Annotated in this window: 19 protein-coding genes and 1 pseudogene (1 of these 20 only partly in view); 13 read left to right on the forward strand and 7 right to left on the reverse strand. The window is 42.2% G+C overall.

The genetic code is table 11. The features are described from left to right. Positions 1-350: 350 nt before the first annotated feature. From NST96_RS01825 to NST96_RS01835, 3 genes are all read left to right on the forward strand, one after another. Positions 351-1421, forward strand: a complete 1071-nt coding sequence (locus NST96_RS01825) for a hypothetical protein (protein ID WP_172920276.1) — start codon at positions 351-353, stop codon at positions 1419-1421. 108 nt (positions 1422-1529) lie between these two features. Continuing rightward, positions 1530-2015: a hypothetical protein gene (locus tag NST96_RS01830; protein WP_172920277.1), complete on the forward strand. Its 486-nt coding sequence runs from the start codon at positions 1530-1532 to the stop codon at positions 2013-2015. Between the two features lie 259 nt (positions 2016-2274). Beyond that, entirely contained in the window at positions 2275-2634 is a 360-nt protein-coding gene (locus tag NST96_RS01835) for a hypothetical protein (RefSeq protein WP_251247596.1), read from the forward strand. 77 nt (positions 2635-2711) lie between these two features. Here NST96_RS01835 and NST96_RS01840 read toward each other — a convergent pair whose 3' ends face one another. After that, on the reverse strand, positions 2712-3086 hold the full coding sequence (locus NST96_RS01840) for a hypothetical protein (RefSeq protein ID WP_172920278.1): 375 nt from the start codon (positions 3084-3086) through the stop codon (positions 2712-2714). 292 nt (positions 3087-3378) lie between these two features. Between NST96_RS01840 and NST96_RS01845 the strand changes: the two genes are divergently transcribed. From NST96_RS01845 to istB (NST96_RS01855), 3 genes are all read left to right on the forward strand, one after another. Then, positions 3379-3879 carry a hypothetical protein gene (locus NST96_RS01845; protein ID WP_172920279.1) on the forward strand — a complete coding sequence of 167 codons (501 nt, stop codon included), beginning with the start codon at positions 3379-3381 and terminating at the stop codon, positions 3877-3879. Between the two features lie 524 nt (positions 3880-4403). After that, positions 4404-5912, forward strand: a complete 1509-nt coding sequence (gene istA / locus NST96_RS01850; protein WP_024985261.1) for an IS21 family transposase — start codon at positions 4404-4406, stop codon at positions 5910-5912. Further along, a complete protein-coding gene (istB, locus tag NST96_RS01855; RefSeq protein ID WP_227278642.1) occupies positions 5909-6652 on the forward strand; it encodes an IS21-like element helper ATPase IstB in 744 nt (247 codons plus the stop codon). The genes istA (NST96_RS01850) and istB (NST96_RS01855) overlap by 4 nt, the downstream gene beginning before the upstream one ends. Positions 6653-6878: 226 nt before the next feature. Here the strand turns inward: istB (NST96_RS01855) and NST96_RS01860 are convergent, their stop codons facing one another. Beyond that, positions 6879-8324 (reverse strand): IS1182 family transposase, encoded by a 1446-nt coding sequence (locus tag NST96_RS01860; RefSeq protein ID WP_024985259.1) that lies wholly within the window; start codon positions 8322-8324, stop codon positions 6879-6881. 1091 nt (positions 8325-9415) lie between these two features. On the opposite strand from NST96_RS01860, the gene NST96_RS01865 reads away from it, so the two are divergent. Beyond that, a complete protein-coding gene (locus NST96_RS01865) occupies positions 9416-10048 on the forward strand; it encodes a hypothetical protein (RefSeq protein ID WP_338462836.1) in 633 nt (210 codons plus the stop codon). Positions 10049-10074: 26 nt separating this feature from the next. Here the strand turns inward: NST96_RS01865 and istB (NST96_RS01870) are convergent, their stop codons facing one another. From istB (NST96_RS01870) to istA (NST96_RS01880), 3 genes are all read right to left on the reverse strand, one after another. Further along, a complete protein-coding gene (gene istB, locus NST96_RS01870; protein ID WP_311067724.1) occupies positions 10075-10797 on the reverse strand; it encodes an IS21-like element helper ATPase IstB in 723 nt (240 codons plus the stop codon). Positions 10798-11200: 403 nt separating this feature from the next. Continuing rightward, a complete protein-coding gene (locus NST96_RS01875) occupies positions 11201-12415 on the reverse strand; it encodes an IS256 family transposase (protein WP_251247396.1) in 1215 nt (404 codons plus the stop codon). Between the two features lie 50 nt (positions 12416-12465). Beyond that, on the reverse strand, positions 12466-13776 hold the full coding sequence (gene istA / locus NST96_RS01880) for an IS21 family transposase (RefSeq protein WP_340700975.1): 1311 nt from the start codon (positions 13774-13776) through the stop codon (positions 12466-12468). A gap of 511 nt (positions 13777-14287) precedes the next feature. On the opposite strand from istA (NST96_RS01880), the gene NST96_RS01885 reads away from it, so the two are divergent. The 5 genes and pseudogenes from NST96_RS01885 (at position 14288) to NST96_RS01905 (ending at position 18747) form a co-directional block, all read left to right on the forward strand. Beyond that, complete coding sequence (locus NST96_RS01885; protein ID WP_342405491.1) at positions 14288-15205, forward strand: hypothetical protein; 918 nt, start codon at positions 14288-14290, stop codon at positions 15203-15205. Positions 15206-15386: 181 nt separating this feature from the next. Further along, positions 15387-16250 (forward strand): hypothetical protein, encoded by an 864-nt coding sequence (locus NST96_RS01890; protein ID WP_172920206.1) that lies wholly within the window; start codon positions 15387-15389, stop codon positions 16248-16250. A 263-nt stretch (positions 16251-16513) separates the two neighbouring features. Next, positions 16514-16585: pseudogene (rpsI, locus tag NST96_RS01895) on the forward strand (30S ribosomal protein S9); the annotation flags it as partial. 192 nt (positions 16586-16777) lie between these two features. After that, positions 16778-17494 (forward strand): N-acetylmuramoyl-L-alanine amidase CwlD, encoded by a 717-nt coding sequence (cwlD, locus tag NST96_RS01900; RefSeq protein ID WP_003391909.1) that lies wholly within the window; start codon positions 16778-16780, stop codon positions 17492-17494. A 146-nt stretch (positions 17495-17640) separates the two neighbouring features. Continuing rightward, positions 17641-18747, forward strand: a complete 1107-nt coding sequence (locus NST96_RS01905) for a P-loop NTPase (protein WP_003391906.1) — start codon at positions 17641-17643, stop codon at positions 18745-18747. 48 nt (positions 18748-18795) lie between these two features. Here NST96_RS01905 and gerD read toward each other — a convergent pair whose 3' ends face one another. Then, positions 18796-19452 (reverse strand): spore germination lipoprotein GerD, encoded by a 657-nt coding sequence (gene gerD / locus NST96_RS01910; protein ID WP_003391903.1) that lies wholly within the window; start codon positions 19450-19452, stop codon positions 18796-18798. Between the two features lie 123 nt (positions 19453-19575). Here gerD and NST96_RS01915 point away from each other — a divergent pair, with 123 nt between their 5' ends. After that, positions 19576-20154, forward strand: coding sequence for a KinB-signaling pathway activation protein (locus NST96_RS01915; RefSeq protein ID WP_251238263.1), 579 nt, complete (start codon positions 19576-19578; stop codon positions 20152-20154). Between the two features lie 29 nt (positions 20155-20183). Here NST96_RS01915 and pdaB read toward each other — a convergent pair whose 3' ends face one another. Next, a protein-coding gene (pdaB, locus tag NST96_RS01920) for a polysaccharide deacetylase family sporulation protein PdaB (RefSeq protein WP_003391897.1) crosses the window boundary here: on the reverse strand, positions 20184-20354 show its final stretch. The gene runs 594 nt beyond the window's last position; 171 of the gene's 765 nt are visible here — the last part of the coding sequence; the start codon falls outside the window, past its right edge; it ends in the stop codon at positions 20184-20186.

A 20354-nucleotide genomic window follows, 5' to 3' on the forward strand; every position in this document is an offset into this window, starting at 1 on the left:
ACCGGGTAGCCAACGCCGCCGCCTTCTTCTTTGGAGTACCAAAATCAAATAAATGTGGCAAATCCTCTTCCAATTATAGTCGGCCCCGAGTTTTCAACGTAAATGTTAGAGCAGGCGAGAGGTAACTAGGTAGTAGCCTGCAGCTAAGGCAACTGGAGGAGTAGGTCAGAATCGGTCTTTTGTATATCTACATAAAGGGATATATTTACATAGTTAATATCTGATGTTATATTTAGTTATGCTTGGGTACATTGGGATTATATGTAATAACAGGGGTTCAAAAGGGAGGGGAGTAATAAGGATTTGGTTGCTGCTATCCAAGCAATTAAAAATTAATGGAGGAAGGTTAGATGATTAAGAAGCGACTACTCTCACTAATATTGACGTCATTAGTATTAATCACGAGTTTTTTTGGAATCTCTTCAAATGTTAACGCGACAAATAACGAAGAGTTCGTATTTGAGACAATTGACATTAAAGATCTTGATGAGCATCCTGATGTAAAAGAAAAAATCGTAGAAGAGGGCTTCGAAGATTACATCAAAGAAGAGAAATCGTACAAAGAATTATCAGAACTTTATGAATTGGACGATCTGAAATCGGATGACCCGATAGAAATTGAAGGCGTTCCGGCAAAAGAGGTTGAAAGAATAATAAAGCAATACAACATTCCTGAACCTGAAATCCTTGTAACAGAGGATAGTCAAGTTCTCTTGGTTAAGCGAAACGTAAAAACTAACTCAATCGATGGAGTAATTGCGTTTAACCTTCTTGTTTCTGATAGTGGAGCTAAGTTAACTATGGTTCATTTACAAACAGGGGTTGATCCAGTTGACGTCGTAAAAGGTGAAATAATGAAGTATAATGCGAGTGGAACTAAGTGGGTACTTGATGACACAAAACGAATTAATAAGACTAATGTACGAAGCGGTACCCTGGTTACGTGGTCAGAAGATATTAATGCTGTTTCGGATTATTTTGAATACGAGCTGACGATAATAGATAATGGTGTATCTTGGTACTTTAGTGGTGGAGGTAAAGATAAGAAGTGGCAACGCTACAATTTTGAGGTAGACCGGTACAGAGATTTAGACGCTTTGGGTGGTCAAAGACATCATTTTGTATCGGCAACACCTTTAAGGAGAGCTGGGTTCGATTCCAACTATGCACCTTGCATTAGGATGTTAGCAAGAGACCACCACAAAACACCAAGTTATGGCGGTGGAGGAGAAAGTCATAGAGATCAAGAAGAAGAATATTTAAAAGAGCAGCGTTATCAAGCAGTGCTTGATTTTAACGTTGAAGGATTTAGGAAAACCAATGATCCAGAGGGGTACTATAGCAGTCTACTTCACAAGTACCGTAGTGCAGTTGTTGAAGCAGTTTATCAATATGAGGGATACTTTGGTATGGACAACTAAAATATTGAACAAAATAATGGAGCAATCGGTATTATCTCTCTTCTAAGATTACTCGATTGCTCCATGGATTCTATAGGTGAAACCGTTACATATAACGAGGGGGATAATATGGACGTGTTATTAATTGAATCAGGCAAGGGAATTGGGGACATAAAGCTTGGTATGACCAAAGATGAAGTTAACGAATGTATCGAAAAATATACAACTAAGTATCAAAAGCCAAATTATATGAAAAATTACTTTAAAACTGCATTTAATATCAAATATGATTCGGAAGGAAAGGTAGAGTTTATAGAAATTCCTTCAGAATTAAAGGATGATTTTCAATGCTTATTTATGAACATTGACATTTTCAATACTAAGGCCGATGAGTTGATCCGACTAATTGATGAAATATCCCCTTATGATAGGAGTGATACGGAATTAGATACTTGTTTTACTTTTCCGGGACTAGGTTTGATACTTTGGAGACCAGATGTTCTTAAAGAAGAGGATTTGGAAGAAGACTGGTTTAAGGAATTGAAACCATCTATTCAAGAAGATACAAAGAAAAACTTATACTTTAGTTCAGTAAGTTTAAAACAACCAAAATAAGGCACTCCTTCGACGGGAATTTGCGTTCTCGTTAAGAGGCCTTTTTTTAGACCGAGTCAAATTAAATAAAACAAGGAGATTCTGGTCGCATCGATCCGCAAAAAAAAGAAGCCGGTGGGTGGCATCCGGGTATTCGCCTACGGCAAACAGACACAAATCAAATTCGAGTGAACAGCCAAGACCTGACGGAGACAATCGAAGCTGGCGTTGCCTATGCTCCTGCCCGGGAGCTCGCCGCAGCCCTAGACTTGCAGGTGGAGTGGGATGGTATTTCAAAAACAGTGAAATTCTTGAAAAGATGTGTCCGCAAACGATAGTCGATCAAATAAAAGGATTTGTGCAGGAGAGGGGCGCGCTGATCGCTTTGCTCCTATTTATTTTGCTCTTTATGGCAGATGACCTTTTCCCTCGCATCTTCGGGTTTATCGCCCAAATCGAGAGCCTCTATTCAGGATTCGAGTTGTACGTGCTGACCAAGGAACAAGAACTCATCGATCGATATGAATTTCTGGCTGCTCGTATCCAATATGGATTTAAACTATTCGGCGGAAAAATAGCATGGGTATGGCTGGTGACGTTGATGTATCGTTATTTACGCAGAAGAATTAAGAAGGTGTAAGAACGTGCGAAGCCCTCCTGTGGATTTGTTCCGGGGAGGGCTTTTTGCTATAAAAATTCAATCTCAAAGAAAGAGAATTATTCTTGCTGTTTAATAAATTTTTCAATATTGCCAAGTAATTCATAGTCAAACGAAAGCGATGATTCTTTTTGTTTTTTGTAGATTTTATTCAAATAATTAGCTAGTTCATCCATAAGTGGATTGCTATCAATGTGCACGTTTCCTTTATGGCCATCAAAGCTTTTGATAAAGAAATGCCCGGATTCACACCTGAATATGATGTGAAGGTTACCTTGTGAACGGAATTTGTATTCTACCTTTGCGGGGATTCGATATTGATGATTGATAATGAATTCGGTTGCTTGATAGTTGTCATCATCTTTGACTTGAATTGTTCCCATGATATGAGTGTAATCGTGATCACAAACAGAGCAAAGAACATAATTCCCCATGTTTTCATCCTCCACTTTTCTAAAAGGATTGTCAACTCTTGCTAATTATACCATACCTTGTCGAACTTCGGAGGCATGTATTCGGAGGCATGTATTCGGAGGCATGTAAACTTACGCCTTCCATTTTGACCTCAATTGTGAGATACCCAGTTGTAGTGACTTTGGCAATCCATTCGTAGGTTGATTTTACCGCTGTATTTTCTCTTATATCGGAGAGTTTTTGTAATATGCTCTTTTGAACAGCTATAATTGGGTATAATTTTTTGAAATAACCTAAGTAAGGAGTAGTCAAATGGGTGGATTTTTCAATGAGCGAGTCGCTTTAGAAAAGACATTGAATGCTCTTTTGGAACAGAGAGCATCTTGGCGAAGTGATTATGTGGAACGGGATAGTCAGTTTGCAGCGGAGATTAAAGAGGTACTGAACCGTATTCGTGAATTGGACGAGTTGCACGAGTTACACGGTTCCCAAAGCAGATTGGAGAAAACAGAGACAAAGCCGATCGAATCAGAAGTTTCCAACAAGAAATTTGCTAAGAAATCACAGAAAACAAGGAGGACATACCAGTATTATGATTATCCTCGGATTTCCCAAGAGGTCGAGAGCATTCTGGAAGAGTCGTCTCCAGTGACGATGTCGGAATTGTATCAGGAATTACAAAAACGACTACAAGTCGACTGGTCAAACCCATACATTATCTTACACAAGGCTTTAGCTCTTTCCGAACGGGTCCATGTTCAAAAGCTTGGAAGAAATTTAATGTTTTCTTTACGAGAGTTTAAAGATACATAGGGTTTTCCATACCGGAGGACATTTTATTTGCATTTTCATTTCTTGATGTCTCTTTCGAATTATGATGAGTAGCCTATCGGCAACATCCAGATGATCTAGTGGTTGAGGGGAGCGAGAGATCTTTCATGGAAACGGGTTATTCATCAGATAGGAAGAAGGTTTTGGTGCTAAATCCGAACCAGATTAGACTCCATTTGATTTTCTAGTCACCACCGGAACGACATCCGATAAAAAAATACGTGACAACTGCCGTTAATTGCTGCTATTACCTTTGATCGCTATATGACTTGCAATTATCCAATCGGTGACAGAATGGCATAAAAGTTTTTGAAAAAATGGGATTCAGTTTTGGATTTAAGATATGATTACTGCTGAGCTACAATTCCTTCTTGTTCCCTAGGATGTGAATGCTAATCTAATAATTGACCACCTAGTGGTACATTGCTCATAAAAAAGTTGACCACCTGAGCACCTCTTTCCTGTATCTTGAAGTTGTCGGACCACAAGATATAGGAGGAAAGGAAATGCTTCAGATGGCTAATTACGAGTTTATCAGGAAACAACACATTCTGCTAGGAAAGTCGATTCGCCAAATTTCTCGAGAGACCGGCTATTCCCGTCAAGTGATACGAAAGGCTTTGAAATCCTCTGAGATTCCTGTGTATCAGCTTTCAAAACCGAAGCCAAAGCCAGTCATTGATTCTGTCAAGCCCATCATCTTGGAGTGGCTGCATCAAGATGAACAAGCTCCCCCGAAGCAGCGTCATACTGCCAAACGCATTTACCAGAGACTCGTTGACGAACATGGATTCACCGGCGGTGAATCTACTGTACGACGCTACGTCAGAGAGTTGCGGGTTTCTCCCCCTAAAGCATTTGTCCCTCTCGATTTCCCGCCAGGGCGCTTTGCTCAATTTGACTGGGGTGAGGTTACGGTTCATTTACAAGGGAAACAAGTAAAGGTTCAAGTCTTTTGTATGCGTTGCACATACAGCAGAAAGATTTTTATCAAAACATTTGCTCATCAGAAGCAAGAGGCTCTTCTCCAAGGTCATGTAGATGCTTTTGAATTTTTCGGTGCTGTTCCCCAAGTCATCACATACGACAACCTGACAACAGCCGTTAAGAAGGTATTGGAGGGTAAAAATCGCGAGGAACAAGAGCGATTTACTCAGCTACGTGCCCACTACCTGTTTGAAAGCTATTTCTGTGATCCCGGAAAAGGGCATCAAAAAGGCCAGGTGGAAAACCTCGTACAGTTTGCTCAGAGGCAATTTTTTACCCCTGTACCCAGTGTTTCTTCTCTGGAGGAGCTCAATCAAATCCTCCTCGAAAAATGTATCTCTTACGAGAATACAACCGTTCCAAGGTCTTCACTAACGGTTGGAGAAGCATTTGCTCAAGAGTTGCCTATCATGCTTCCATTGCCTCCACGGCCATTGGATTGTTTCCGTGTTGTACCCGTGAAAAGCAATACGCTATCCATGATCCACATTGAGAAAAATGCCTATTCCGTCCCCGTTTCCTATGCATCGACCCAGCTTACTTGCCGAGTGTTTGCTGAAAAAGTTGAGGTGTATCACGGAAAAAGCCTGATTGCGACGCATGAGCGGTGTTTGGAAAAGGGAAAGGAGATTTTGCAATACGATCATTATCTGGATTTACTTCTTATTCGTCCAGGAGCAGTTCTTTATGCTAGACCATTGCATCAGGCAGGATTACCCGCCATTTACCAAAAGTTCTTGGACAAGTGCCGCAACCGACCAGGAGGGATGAAGGAGTTCGTTCGACTCTTGCTTTTGCACCGTGAATTCGATACTTCTCTTGTCGAAGAAGCACTGGAGGAGGCCTGCCAAAAAGGGATGTTCCAATATGATGCCGTAAGGCAATTATTGTTTCAGCGAACATTGCCGGAACACCGTCTACCCCAACTCTCGTTGGTGGAGGATAGCTCTGTTCCACGTATTCAGGTAAAGGCCCCAGATCTTAGCCAGTACAATCGTTTGTTACAGAAAAGGAGTGTGGTTCATTGAGTACGAGTTTCTTGCTTGAAACCTATGCGAAACGCCTTCGCTTACCTGCGATTAAACGTGTCTATAAGGAAATTGCCCATGATGCTGCTGAACGGCAAATTCCCTACGAGGAGTTCCTCTTAGCCCTACTAGAGCAAGAAGTTCAGCAAAGGGATGCTAACCAAATCGCCAGTCGCATCAAGCATGCCAAATTCCCTTCTATGAAAACGATCGATCAATTTGAATTCTCAGCCATTCCGTCTCTCAACAAGCCCAAATTGCTTCAACTGGCTCGCTGTGAGTACATCGAAAAGACAGAGAACATCATGTTTATCGGAAACTCTGGCACTGGCAAAACTCATCTCTCCATTGCACTCGGGAAGGAAGCTTGCCATCATGGCTATTCCGTCCAGTTTTGGACTGCCGCTAAAATATGCAATGAGCTTATGGAAGCTCAGTCCCAAAAGCGAATTCTCCAGCTAGAGAGGCAATGGTTGAAAACAGATTTGATTATTTTGGATGAAGTCGGGTTTGTCCCTCTCAGTCGGACCGGGGCGGAGTTATTATTCCAATTTTGTGCGGCCCGCTATGAGAAAGGAAGCATGATCATTACCAGTAATCTGGAATTTACGGAATGGACACAGATTTTCAAAGATGAGCAAATGACGTCAGCCCTGGTTGATCGGCTTACCCATCGTGCCCACATCTTTGCAATGAATGGGGACAGTTATCGCTTTAAACAGAGCATTCAAAGATCGTGATCATGAAAAAGTTACCCACCCGACGGGTGGATTGATTTTTGCCATGGTGGTCAATTTTTTGATGAGCACTGTGGTCAACATTTTGGTTGACATTCACACTAGGATGCTGATCAGTTGCGAGCGAATCCATCAACAATGGTGGGATACCCAAAGAATGATGTGCCCGACTGTTTAAACGGGAAATAACTGAACCGACATGAAAGAGCCCTTCTCATCAGAGAGGGGCTCAGGTTGCAGACAAACTCCCTCGCTGAACGAACAGCAGAGGGAGTTTGTTTAATAATTTGATGAAAATACCGAAGGTGTTTTGATCGTTCACCTTTTGGCGACCTGATTTCCATAGCCAGGTCGCCATTTTTTTCAAGTTCATGGCAGCGAAAACAAGCATCGCCTGCATCGTGACCTTCTCCAGTCCTCGTAAGGTCGTCCAACGCATGCCATGCTTTTCCTTCATATCAGCGAATACACGTTCAATCGTTTCTTTCCGTTTGCTATAGATTTGTTTGTTTTCCTCGGTATGCCGGAGGTGGTCTACCTCTTCGAGGTAATCAGCCCAGATGTGGCGACTCACTCTCTTTGTGTAGTCTTTACTTTCCGTGCATTGTTTCAAGAACGGACAACTTCGGCAAACTTGAGAATTTGATCGATAGATACGGTACCCATCCTTGTTTGTTGTCTCATATGTTAAGATTTGCTCGTTCGGGCAGATGTAGCAGTCGAAATATTCATCATACACATATTCGTGCTTTTTAAAAAAACCTTCTTTGGTGCGTGGTCTTGTGTAGGGCATAACGGGGCGAATCTGGTCATCAAGGAGTGTTTTACTGATGTAAGGCGTCTTGTATCCCGAGTCCACTGCCACAGCTTGAGGCTGTGCAAACGTCTTTCGCACTTGATTCAAAACATCCTCAAAAACCTGACTGTCATGCACATTGCCTGGCGTTACCTTGGCACCAAGCACAAATCCATTTCGATCACATGCTGTATGAAAACTATAAGCAAATACACGTTCCTTTTCCCCTTTTACAAACAATCCGCAATCCGGGTCAGTTGTGCTGACTTTCACCTCCTTCTTCGAAGTTTCTGTCTTTTTTTCAAGGGGCTTCTTTCCATGTGCAATACGATCCTGATTGATTTCTTCGTCCAGCAGCTCTTGATATTTCTTCGCTTGTTCTTCAACGATTTCTTTCACGTATTTATGCTTATTCGCACTGGCTTTTACATGCGTAGCATCAATGAAAAGCACATCAGGCTTCACGAATCCATGATGAACCGCCTCCTCCAATATTCGAAGGAAGATCGACTCGAAGAGTTGAGTATCCCGAAAACGGCGAACATAGTTCTTGCCTAGGGTCGTGAAATGGGGAATGGGCTGACTGAAATCATAGCCAATAAACCACCGATAGGCAACATTGGTTTCGATCTCTTTAATCGTTTGTCGCATGGAACGAATTCCAAAAATATATTGGATGAAAGCAATTTTAACTAAGACTACAGGGTCAACACTGGGTCTGCCATTGTCATGACAGTAAAGGCTTTCCACCAAGTCATAGATGAACGAAAAGTCGATTGCATTTTCAATTTTTCTTACGAGATGATCTTCTGGCACCAACTCATCTAGCGAGAATGCAGATATCTGATAACGCCCTTCGGCCTCTTGCTTATTAAGCATAATGCCACCTCTAAAAAATAACTTTTGAAAACGTAACATGTTCTATATTCAACAAAAAAGCCTGCAGACCCTGTTCCTTACGGAACTTTGTCTACAGGCTGAGCCCTTCTCATCAGAGAGGGGCTTCTAGTATAGAAGCTACAATTTATCGAAACGGGATAGAGATGGTAAGGGATATTCTTGATTTTACAGCATTTTTTTGAGAAGAGATAACTTCAGGCGTACCAGACAAACGTACCACGTACAAATTCTTATAATGACTATTCAGGCGACAGCAATAAAATTCTGAAGAGCGTTCCTACTTCGCCAACAACGACAAGGGGTCAGAGCACATCAGTATCTGACTCTTTAATACTGGCGTGCAGGTAAAAAACGAGATGATTAATCTGAGACATTTAAAAGAACAGTCAAGACAGTGGAATTCGGCATTTGCCGGAATGGATAGCGGAGACGATACGTCCGGGTGAAAGGGAAAGACCTTATTATAGAAACAATCCAGGGGGTGTGTTTGGCAATCGAAAAGTGCCGAATTTTGCTGCGATGATTTTTTATCAATATGCAGAAGTAACTTTTATGCATAGGTTTGACATGGAACCTCTATGGGTATGAATCATTGCGAAGGGGCGAAGCCAATGGCTTCGTAACGGCTGACAAGCCTATCACACCCACCTCTCCATGTCAAACCCAGTCACTTTAATCTGCATAAGTAATTGCTACAAAATTAAGCACTTTTACTATGCAATATACACAGGGGTAGTGTTTGATCCTGTCCGAGAAACTGCTGCAGCGCTTTACCTGCAGGGTAAGCGGGACGGGGATCGTAAAAATCATAAAACTACCAAAGGGTAAAATCAAAAGCGTTGAAGCATGGATTTCGTAAAAATCAGTAAGTAAGGGACTTTGTATATTTATCTGAGAAAAATGTCGAAATATGTAAATCGAATTTGGTAGAAATGCAAAACTTCTTTATATATCATGGGAATATACAAATAAATTTGTAAATATTTAGGGAAATGAGGTGATTTGGAGGATTATCAATTTATATCACACCATTACCATTTTCACGACCAATTTTTATTAGGAGGTTGCAAATGCGTATGAATGTGATTAGTAGATTACTCACTTTTTTCCTCGTGGTAGTATTGCTAGTTAGTCCGATAAACAACTATGCCTTTGCTGCAAATTCCAAAAATGTAGCACAGCCAGAGTTTGACGTAGATAGAGTTGCGGAAGTAATCCTTGAGTCACCTGAAGGGGATCAAATCTCTACAACTATGTTCTTGACGAACGGAACAGAGTTAGATGAATCTGATTTCGAGTCCTTGGGCGAAGGTTATCAGTTAAAAGAACTAAAAATTAGAGACTTAGATCCTAATGAATTCGATTTTCAGGAAGTTGCCGAATCAAACCTATCCACTCTAGCCGCTGATAAAAAAGATGGTGTAATTAAACCTCAATGGGTTGAAACAGCTTTTGATGTAGGCAACTTTATGTTGTCTTTGGCTGACTACAGGGCTGAACCTACGCTTTGGAATGGATTTAAAGTAGTATTTGATGGTGCGTCAGTTGTCTTTCCGGGTGTTCCAGCAATTTCTGGCGTTGAGCGGATGATTAGAGCCAATAAGACATTAAAGAAGGCACTTGAGATTGGGATTGATGTCTACGATAATCTAAAAAACATACCTTGTTTTTGGCAAGTAAGAAATGTAGCAAATGGCAATTAAAAATGTACCACTTGCCAACCCCTAAATTATTTACCGTGTAATAGCGATTCTTTGTATCGATGGCTTTCGCCATTGAAGACGATCAAATGAGAGTGATGAATCAAGCGATCAATAACTGCCTCTGTTAAAATTGGATCACCAAATATATGATTCCATTGGCCAAACTGTAGATTGGTCGTGATAATAATACTTTTTCTTTCGTAGCACATGGAGATAATCTGAAATAGCAGTTCTGCACCTTGTTTATGCAGAGGAATATACCCCAGTTCGTCGAGTATTAACAGATCTAGCTTCTCAATATGGTTAAAGAATCGGCTCAACGAGCCAGTCTCGTGAGCGTCTAGCAGCCGATTGACTAATCCAGCGACAGTAAAGAACTTTATCTTTTTCCCTTGCTGCTGAATGGCATTTAAGCCAATCAGAGTGGATAAGTACGTTTTCCCCGTTCCCACACCGCCATAAAAGATCAGATTTTCTTTCTCCTCTATAAATCCACCATGAAGGATATGATCCTGCGTGAGACCTTGTCCCATCTGAATATGACCCCATTCAAATGGCTTTCCTGTTACTCTTGGCAAGGAAGATTGTTTAAAGAGCAGATTGATTTTCCGTACTTCTCGTTGTTGTATCTCGTTTTCTAGTATTTTGAGTAAGTACTCTTCATTTGTAGTAGCTTCAACCTCATGGAAATGTTGCCGAACCCAACTCAACTTGAGACGCTTTGAATATTCTTTTATCAATGCATCCACTAGTGATGACCTCCCGTTCCCTTAAAAAATTCATTGTAATGGGCTAATCCTCTAGTGGCTGTTGGAACGGCAGGAACAAAACCTTTCGGTTGGATGGTATCCCTTTGTCCACGGCCATTCATGAGTTGATAATAGATCTGCTTAATAGAATCAACGGCTGGGTGACCATTCTCAGAGGCAAGCTGCAAAGCTTGCGTGGGTATTTTCATATCATCGTTTTTTAAAATGAGGGTCTGTCAAGATTTTTGTGTAAACTCAATCAACCGATATATGAACAGGTTTCATCCCCCTAATTGGGACATCTTTTTCGGAGCCAATAGAGTCAAGGGCGTGAGGCGAAGCGAACCCTTGACGCGTTGGTGGAGAAAAAGATAATCCCTTCGGGGATGAAGCCTTTCATTTGCTAACGGATGTACGGCTGTACCCGATCTTCAAAGAAAACGGATAGCTGTAAGAGAATCTGGCCCCAGTTCTGAACTCGTCCCGTCCACTTTCGTAGAACATCCATGGTTACGAGATATAACATCTTCAAAAGGGCATCATCTGTGGGAAACATGGCTTTTCCTTTTGTCACCTTTCGAAGCTGTCGATGATAACTCTCGATCACGTTAGTTGTATAAATCAGCTTTCGAATCTCGGGAGGATATTTAAAGAAAGTGGCAATCTCGTCCCAGTTATTCCGCCAGGAACGAACCATCAAGGGATATCTACTGCCCCAGGTTTGTTCAAACTGATCGAGTTCTTCCAACGCGGCTTGCTCCGTTGGAGCCTTATAGATAGGTTTTAGCTCGGACGTGATCTTTTTGAGATCCTTATAGGAAACATACTTGATGGAATTTCGGATTTGATGGATAACACATTTCTGAATCTCCGTCTTCGGATAACATGCAGAGATGGCTTCTGTAAAGCCACGAAGATTATCGACGCTTGTAATGAGAATATCCTGGACTCCACGATTTTTCAGTTCGTTGAGGACATGCAGCCAGAATTTTGCCGATTCATTCTCCCCAATCCAGATCCCAAGCACATCTTTATGACCGTCAAGGTCAATACCAATGACCATATAGGCGGCTTTATTGACGATAGCTCCGTCCTGTTTTACCTTAAAGTGAATGGCGTCAAGGAAAACAACAGCATAAACCGCTTGCAAGGGGCGATTTTGCCACTCTTTGATCATCGGTACAATCTTATTGGTTACATTCGATATGAGCGTTGGTGAGACTTCGATGCCATAGAGCTGCTGCAGATGGTCTTGGATATCGCGTGTGGATACGCCTTTGGCATAGAGGGCAAGAATTTGATCTTCGATCCCTGTCACGTTGGACTGATGTTTCTTTACAATGTTTGGCTCAAAATCACCCTCTCGATCTCGAGGGACTTGGATGTCGACATCCCCGTACTCAGAACGGACGGTTTTCTTGCTATACCCATTGCGGCTGTTGGTTGTCCGCTTGTTTTTCATGTCATGCTTGGCGTATCCAAGAGAGGACTCGATTTCAGCTTCCAGCATTTCTTGGATTGTGTCTGCGAATAGATCCTTTAACGCTGACTGTACGTCGTCCACTGACTTCATGTTTTTCTCTTTGATCCACTGCTTGATCTGCTCTTTTGACATCATAAAAATCTCCCAACCTTTCTACTCCTAATTGTAGTTTAGAGGTTGAGAGTTTACACAAAATATTTTACAGACTCTAAAATGACGGATAGTAGCTGGAGAGCTTCTTGCTTCTCTGGGACCGTGCAATTCGAGAGATAGACTTGCCATTCGATTGGCAATTGTTCATAAAAACTTGTGTATTTAATAGCAGTTGGCCGTTTTGCCATCAATATCAAATATGGCTGCCAAATCACTGATTTTGGCTCTTTGCCATACAGCCTGGGATGCTGTACGATCAGCTCATATTCTTCAGTTAAAATATCGACTCGGTCAAATGAGATCTTTGCCAAAACCATACATTTGGCAAAACGGGGAGACGTTGAGTAGAGTTTATTTTCGACTCGGATATATCCGTATTTATCCGCTTTTACTCGTTCATATCGGATACAATCAAACTCTTTGGCAGGTAATTGAAGAAGGTGTTCCTTGTCTGCCAAATATAGTTCGGAAAGCATGGTTTCTTTCACATAATGAGGTCTCTCCCGATCTTTCTCGGCTTTTTTCCAAAGGGTTTCGTTTAGCTGATCAAGATTGTGTATCTGCAACTCAGGAAGCAGGAAGTTGTTGCGAACGTACTTGACCATCGCCTCTACGTGCCCTTTTTCATTGCCACTACCGGGATTGCAAAACTCGTATTCAAAGTCATAATGAAAAACGAAGTTTTGAAATTCCTCCGTCAGTTCACGCTGACCATTTGGCATGATCTTTTTCACCGCTGGTGATAAATTATCAAATCGAATGACCTTTGGAACTCCACCTATATAGTGAAAGATACGCTTTAATCCCTCCAGAAAGCATTCTCGATTCTGAGACTGGAAAACTTGAAAGTAGAACGTGTTGCTATAAGGAAACGAGAGAACGAGGAATGGCAAGGTAACACTTTCTCCCTGATATTTGAATGGTGCTTCTCCAAAATCAACTTGAGCTGATCCAGGTCTCGTTTCCAATGGCAATGCCGCAGCATCACTTGTCTCCGCTAACTGGTGCTTACGTTGGGAAACATATTGTCTGACAGAGCGAGATGATCCTGTAAATTGGTATTCCTCCACTAATTGCGTGAACAAGCGTTGTGCTGTTCTTCGGAACTTCTTTTTCTTGTTCAAGTCCTCTTTGATCCATTGATCAAGAATAGGTTTAACGGGCTCCATGACTCTAGCTTTTCGAATTTGCTTGGGCTTTTCTTGTAGATTGAAATCATCCATTTCTGCATACTTCTGAACCGTCCTTGAATCACGATTCATTTGTTTGGCAATCTTGCTATAAGCTCGCCCTTTTTTGTTTGCCTCATGCCTGATATAATTAATTTCTGCCACTGCTAACATCTCCTAACTTTATACCTCCCGTCGTCTGTAATGCCCAACAGGAGTGTATTTTGATAAGGGGATGTTGGCAAGTGGTTTTTTAATTTATGCAGCCCCTACGGGTCTGCATAAATTAACTGCCATAACCTACATTTTTAGTCTGCCATAAACACATACCTTCTGGTTGGCATAGACATCACATATTCGAGAAACGCTTTGCAAAAAGATTGGGAACCCATGAAGATGATATGTTTTGTATTGCAATACCTAAGGAGTACCACGATCCAATCACTAAAGCGATGAGAAAAGAGATTCCCTACGGCATTGATTATAATCAGTATTCTCGCGCTGAAATATTGGAGACTCATATTGACGTATATCGTAAACTATGGAGAGACACTGATGATGAAGTTTACGAATTTTTGTATAAATTTGCGAGGGAAAAGCAACATAGTATCCGTTAAGGATTTAAAGAACTCCACACCTTTGGTGTGGAGTTATAGTATTATTATCTAAATAATGAGGTGAGTTAATGAAGATAAAAGTTCATTTTTCGTTTCAAGTGTATGATCTCAAAATCAAGTATAAAATTGATCAAATTCTTAATACTTTAATACAAGATTTTGTAATACCAGAATCAGATATAAAAAATGATGATGTTTATGTCCGGTATAAATTTGAGGTAGCGTACGATATCAAGTTATTCACAACGATATTAGAGAATCTGAACTCGATTTATGAGGAATCATTAGGAAGTAAAAGTATGTCATCTACTTTTCGTTATTTTCGCTATATATATGAGTATACTGATGATGAGAGAAGAAACGCCGAATTATATAGAATCACCTCAATAGGTAACAAGTCGGAATTATATCTCTCCAGTAAATCGAAAGATGAATTAATAACATTTTGCCCAAGTTGCTTAAGAAATAAGAAAGTTACAAAAAACGAACTAATGTTTAATACATCAGTCATTAAAAAAAATCCGCTAATATTTGTCGACGAACATATGGTTATTTCCCAGGATCTTGCGGATAAGTTTAGTGAGTGGAATCTATCAGGATATATATTACGAGAGGTAAGGCATAAAGGATCAACAACAGGACAAAATGCCTTTCAGGTTATTCCCACTAATATCTTGCCACCACAAAATTTGATCGGCCAACTAAGTAGTGATCCTCAAGTCAAGATGCGAACATGTCCTGAATGTGGTGTTGTAGAGCATTTACAGTTACCCTATAGCTATGATAGGAAAGTAAGTCAATTGATGCAGGATTTTAATTTAACTTATGAATATTATCCTATCAATGAAGAAACAGTTATTCGGCACATGTTAGTTAGTAAGAAGGTAATCACGTTATTAGTTGAACATGGAATTGCCCATAATAAGACATTCTCTGATGATACTAAATGGTCTCTTGTTCCGGTATTGACAAACAACACTGTTTAAAAACTTTTGGAAAGGCAATTGAGTTTCCGCTAGAGGCCACCGTATATGAGTTTCTGTGGAAATTTGCTCAAACTCGCCAACACACAATTAATAAATAATAAATGATTGCATAACTGACACTTTGTATTTCATATATAAAGTGTCAGTTATTCGTTATATAAGTTTGATAGGGGGGAACAGAGTGAAGAAAACAGCCGTTATGAAGTTTACAGTTGAAAGTTTAGAACTAAAGCCACGAGTGGATAGAGTATTAAAAGATTTTGGAATTTCCTATTCTCCGCCAGAGCCGTTTATAATCAAGGGTGGATATGTTGTTATTGATTACGATTTACGTATACCATATGAACCTGCTATTTTAGAAAGCCTAATGACAAAGCTTTCTTTTGTAGAAGATGGGGAACTAGATTTTAGATTAGTATTTCAATATACGGAACACGAATTGACCACTTCCCCACTCTTCCGAGTACCTTCTATTGGAAACATTGAGCAACGTTATACCACTAACAAAGGCAGGTATCAAATTAAACCTTTTTGTGATACATGTGGAAGAGCCATCTATGAAAAGGTGGGGGCATTGAAAATCAATACAGCAAATGTAGAAAAACAAAATTTCGTATACGTTGATTCGAGGTTGGTTATATCTGAAAAAATAGCTTCACTATTTAATGAATGGGAACTTACGGGATATCAACTGGAGCAAGTTGAACATTATGGAGAAAGAGCGAAGAAACGAAATGCCTATGAAGTAATACCAACAAATATTCTTCCATCACAAAAAATACCCGATGAAATTAAAAATGATCCTATTGCCCGAAAATTGAAGTGCCTAGCTTGTGGAACAGGGGGGCATTTGATCTTCCCGTATCATTATAGTAAAAATGTTTCAGAGGTTATCGCGGATTTTAATTATTCGTTAGAATTTCAAGCAGTGAGTGAAAAAAGAGTAAAGCGGAATATGCTTATAAGCAGAAAAGTAAAAGAGTTATTAATTGAAAGCGGATTTACTGATGAAGAATGGGATTTTGAGCCGGTCATTCTTATTTAATATTTGTTAGAGCGAAATATTCTCAATTCATAAGTGATTGGTGATATTGACCGGTTTAGGCTTCTTTAGTACAAAAGTGGAAAAAGGGCAATGACGTAATGAAGCAGCTGACATGATGTAAAGAAGACCCGGCACCATGAAATAACGGAGCCGGGTTTTCGTGACCATATTTTGACCATATTCTTATCTGAACACATCCTAAGATACCGGATATAAAACACGAAACTTCCTATATAATACTAGGTAGTCCTAGCGTATCCTAAGCATTCATTTAAGAACGTAAAAAATACGGTCTCAAAGCTGCTCGTCGCGCTCCTCAATTCTCCAAGCGCTAAGAGAGGCTTTATGCAAAACCCCTTGTTCTTTGTGTATGCAAAGGCAGGGGGTTTTTGTTTTTTCGCCAACGGATCTATTGTAGGGACGGATCAAGGTTTGGTTTATTGGGTAAGCGAACTCGAACAAGCCGTCATATTTGCGGCCCTTTGTCCATAAGATGAAACGAGAATGGACAAAGGGGACGGTGCAAGGTGGCTCGAAAAGTAACGGGATACATCTTATCATTTCTTCTGCTCGTGCTGTTGCTCACCTATGAAGCACCAGATCGTTCCTCCTGGACGACCTGGTCATTGCCCTTGGCAGGGACAGTCATCGCCATCGATCCTGGACATGGAGGAAAAGACGGCGGAGCTGTTTCGTCAGATGGCAGTGTCATCGAGAAAGAAGTGACATTGGCAATCAGTCTGTACTTGCGTGATTTTCTCCTGCAGTCAGGGGCGCACGTCATTATGACGCGGGAAGAGGACAAGGATCTGGCTTCCCCTGAGGCAGAACGGCTGCGGAAACGAAAATCAGAGGATATCCGAAACAGGGTCAAGTTTGTCAACGACAATTCCCCTGACTTTTTGGTAAGCGTTCATGTAAACTCGATTCCATCGCCAAAGTGGAAGGGGGCCCAGACGTTTTACTATCCTGCTTTCAAAAAGAGCGAGGAAATTTCCTACCTCATTCAGGATGAGATCAAGCGGGTACTGGAGAATACGGACCGGGTGCCGAGCAAAACGGACGACGTATTTTTGATACGCGAGGTAGATTGTCCCGCTGTATTGGTGGAGGTTGGTTTTGTCAGCAATGAGGCGGAAGCTAAACGCCTGCGCTCGGTTGATTACCAAAAGGCTATGGCCAATGCGATTTATCAAGGGATACTGCGGCATTACGCCGGGGAAAAGCCGCCGACTGCACCGTGATCAGCGTTTCCTTGCTGACGGTCTGACTGTTGCAATTTCGAAACACCCGCAGCCGTGTATGGTCCCGTCGGATATGCTATAATGGACGCGCATACCCTAAAGAGCTTCTGTTTACGTTTGTATCATATAAGATAGAGGTGGACGCGATGTTGACCAAAGAAAGCGTGCTGGAAGCGCTTCGTGATGTAAAAGACCCGGAAATCAACCGCAGCCTGGTCGAATTAAATATGATTCGGGACATCCAGATCGAGGGAGAAACTGTCAGTTTGACCGTTGTTCTCACGATTTCCGGCTGTCCGTTGAAAGCCAAAATCGAACAAGACGTGATTGCTGCCGTCAAAGAGCTGGGTGCCAAAGAAGTCCGTCTGCAATTCGGTTCCATGACCGATGAAGAACGTGCAGCGTTAAGCGCACAGTTGCGCGGAGGACAGGCGTCATCTCCGTCACCGGCAGGACAAGCGCCCGTTCTCAATCCGATTTTGGCAAAAGACTCGATGACCACGTTTATTGCCATCACCTCCGGAAAAGGGGGAGTGGGCAAATCGACGGTCACCGTCAACCTGGCCGTCTCGCTGGCGCGTTTAGGCAAAAAAGTCGGGATTATTGACGCCGATATTTACGGGTTCAGCGTGCCTGACATGATGAACATTGAGCAACGCCCAACTGTTATTGGCGAGACGATCCTGCCCGTCGACAAGTTTGGGGTAAAGGTCATGTCGATGGGATTCTTCGTGGAGGACAATTCCCCGATCATCTGGCGTGGACCGATGCTGGGCAAAATGTTGCGGAACTTCTTTACAGAAGTCCATTGGGGCGAAGACCTCGATTATCTCTTGCTTGATTTGCCTCCGGGTACGGGCGATATGGCCCTCGACGTCCATACCATGATCCCGCAAAGCAAGGAAATCGTTGTGACGACTCCGCATGCTACCGCTGCCTTCGTGGCCGCCCGTGCCGGCGCCATGGCGAAGAAGACGGGGCATGAAATTCTCGGTGTCGTCGAAAACATGGCATGGTATGAGGCGAAAGACGGTTCCAAGGAATACGTATTCGGCAGAGGCGGAGGAGCCAAGCTCGCCGAGACGCTTGCTACGGAATTGCTGGCGCAAATTCCGCTCGGTCAGCCGGAAAATCATCCAGCCGAGGCTGACTATTCTCCATCCGTTTACCGGCAGGATTCGGCGATTGGAAGCATTTATATGGATATGGCAAAGCTTGTGGCCGAGAAATGTGAAGCCACTGTCAATCAATAAACGCAACTATGGAAAAAGGTGGGCTCTTATTGGAGCTCACCTTTTTTATTACGATTGACCGCCGCCGCCGCTTTCGCCGCCACTTCCACCGCCACCACCGCCGCCTTCGCCCTGACCGCCTTTTTTCTGTCCTTTTTTCGCTTCTTTCGGCTGCATCATGTCTTCGGTGGCTTTTGTCATCAATTTCATGAGCTCTTCCTGGAACAGCGGGCTCTGCAGGGATTCCTTCATAATTTGCATGGTCTGCTTGCGATAGGCGGAGCTTCTCATCATTTCCATCAGATTTTTTTCAAATTCCGGGTCTTTCATTACGCTGATCAGCATTTTTTGATACTCGGGATCCTTCATCAGGTCTTTCATCAATGTTTTATGCTCATTTTTCATCGACTTAGCCAGGGTGCTGGCAAACTTCGGGTCTTTGAAGGCTTCTTTGATATGCCGGTTTTCCGGGTTGGTAATGCTTTGGATCAGCGTTGTCTTCACGGTTGACTCGTCCATGATGAGGTTCTGTGTAAATTTGTCGTCCTTCATCATTTTCGCAACGGAGTTTTTGGCCTCTTCCGTTTGCAGGATGTCGAGCACCATATCCTTTACACTCTTATAATCAGGCTGTGCCGGGCCCTGGGCTTGCCCTCCGTTGCCGCAGCTTGTCATGATCAGGCTGACCGCCAGCAACAGCCACAAAGAAACACTTTTCTTCCACATGAGGCGGTTACCCTCCTTTACCCTGTCTAATGAGTAACGTGCGCATTTTGTTTTGTTCTTACGCTAGTATTTTCTTGCATGGGTTGGTACAATCATAAGCGATGCAGATTGGAGGGACGTTCGGTGAGCTTGCGCAAGTACGGCTGGCTGTTTTTCACTACGTTGCTGCTTGGTGGATTGGGCGGCATTGTGGTAGGTCTTATCTTTGCTTCCGATAAATTGCTGGAAGGCACAATGGCCAACTTTTTTATGGGAACCTTTATGCAAATGCTGTATGGGATGACGATCAGCATTGTGGCTCAAATGGGCCTCTTTGCTTATATGACGATCAGTTACTTTGCCAGAGGACTTTTCAAGAACCCAGGCTTGTGGAAAAATATACAGATTTTCCTGGTGCTGTTCGCGTTTTTCGATATGGTTTACTTGCGGTATACGATGCTGGGAGAAGGAAAAGGGATATCGGAATTTTTCGTTGAGCCCATTCTCTTGCTCGCGATTGCCATTGTAACGGCATATGCAAAGGCGAAGCTGACGAATCATAGCGCGTGGGTGCCGACATTGTTCTTTATGTTTGTTTTTTCTGCCATCGAGTGGATTCCAGCTCTCAAACAGCATAATTTTTATGCCACGATGTCGATGCTGGTTCCCTTATTGTTCTGCAATGTCTGGCAAGTCATGCAACTTCATCGAGTGGTAAAATAGGAAAAGCTGACCGGATCTGGTCAGCTTTTTCAATTAACCTCCTGGCTTTTTACCTGGGAGCCGGCAATGAGATCCGACACAGTGACGAATTCGTACCCGTCCGCACGAAGCTTATCGATGATTTTGGGCAAGGCCAGATGGGTCTCTTTGCTCGTGTCGCTGGCGTGCAATAGGACGATGTCGCCTGGGTGAGCCTTTGA

This window comes from Brevibacillus sp. FSL K6-2834 (assembly GCF_038592925.1).
Taxonomy (GTDB): domain Bacteria; phylum Bacillota; class Bacilli; order Brevibacillales; family Brevibacillaceae; genus Brevibacillus; species Brevibacillus borstelensis.

What these genes read in the sequence shown, in the direction of transcription:
- NST96_RS01825 (WP_172920276.1), top strand. Translation starts at nt 351, where the DNA reads ATGATTAAGAAGCGACTACTCTCACTAATATTGACGTCATTAGTATTA.
- NST96_RS01830 (WP_172920277.1), top strand. Translation starts at nt 1,530, where the DNA reads ATGGACGTGTTATTAATTGAATCAGGCAAGGGAATTGGGGACATAAAG.
- NST96_RS01840 (WP_172920278.1), bottom strand. Translation starts at nt 3,086, where the DNA reads ATGGGGAATTATGTTCTTTGCTCTGTTTGTGATCACGATTACACTCAT.
- NST96_RS01845 (WP_172920279.1), top strand. Translation starts at nt 3,379, where the DNA reads ATGGGTGGATTTTTCAATGAGCGAGTCGCTTTAGAAAAGACATTGAAT.
- istA (WP_024985261.1), top strand. Translation starts at nt 4,404, where the DNA reads ATGCTTCAGATGGCTAATTACGAGTTTATCAGGAAACAACACATTCTG.
- NST96_RS01860 (WP_024985259.1), bottom strand. Translation starts at nt 8,324, where the DNA reads ATGCTTAATAAGCAAGAGGCCGAAGGGCGTTATCAGATATCTGCATTC.
- NST96_RS01865 (WP_338462836.1), top strand. Translation starts at nt 9,416, where the DNA reads ATGCGTATGAATGTGATTAGTAGATTACTCACTTTTTTCCTCGTGGTA.
- NST96_RS01875 (WP_251247396.1), bottom strand. Translation starts at nt 12,415, where the DNA reads ATGATGTCAAAAGAGCAGATCAAGCAGTGGATCAAAGAGAAAAACATG.
- istA (WP_340700975.1), bottom strand. Translation starts at nt 13,776, where the DNA reads ATGTTAGCAGTGGCAGAAATTAATTATATCAGGCATGAGGCAAACAAA.
- NST96_RS01885 (WP_342405491.1), top strand. Translation starts at nt 14,288, where the DNA reads ATGAAGATAAAAGTTCATTTTTCGTTTCAAGTGTATGATCTCAAAATC.
- NST96_RS01905 (WP_003391906.1), top strand. Translation starts at nt 17,641, where the DNA reads ATGTTGACCAAAGAAAGCGTGCTGGAAGCGCTTCGTGATGTAAAAGAC.
- gerD (WP_003391903.1), bottom strand. Translation starts at nt 19,452, where the DNA reads ATGTGGAAGAAAAGTGTTTCTTTGTGGCTGTTGCTGGCGGTCAGCCTG.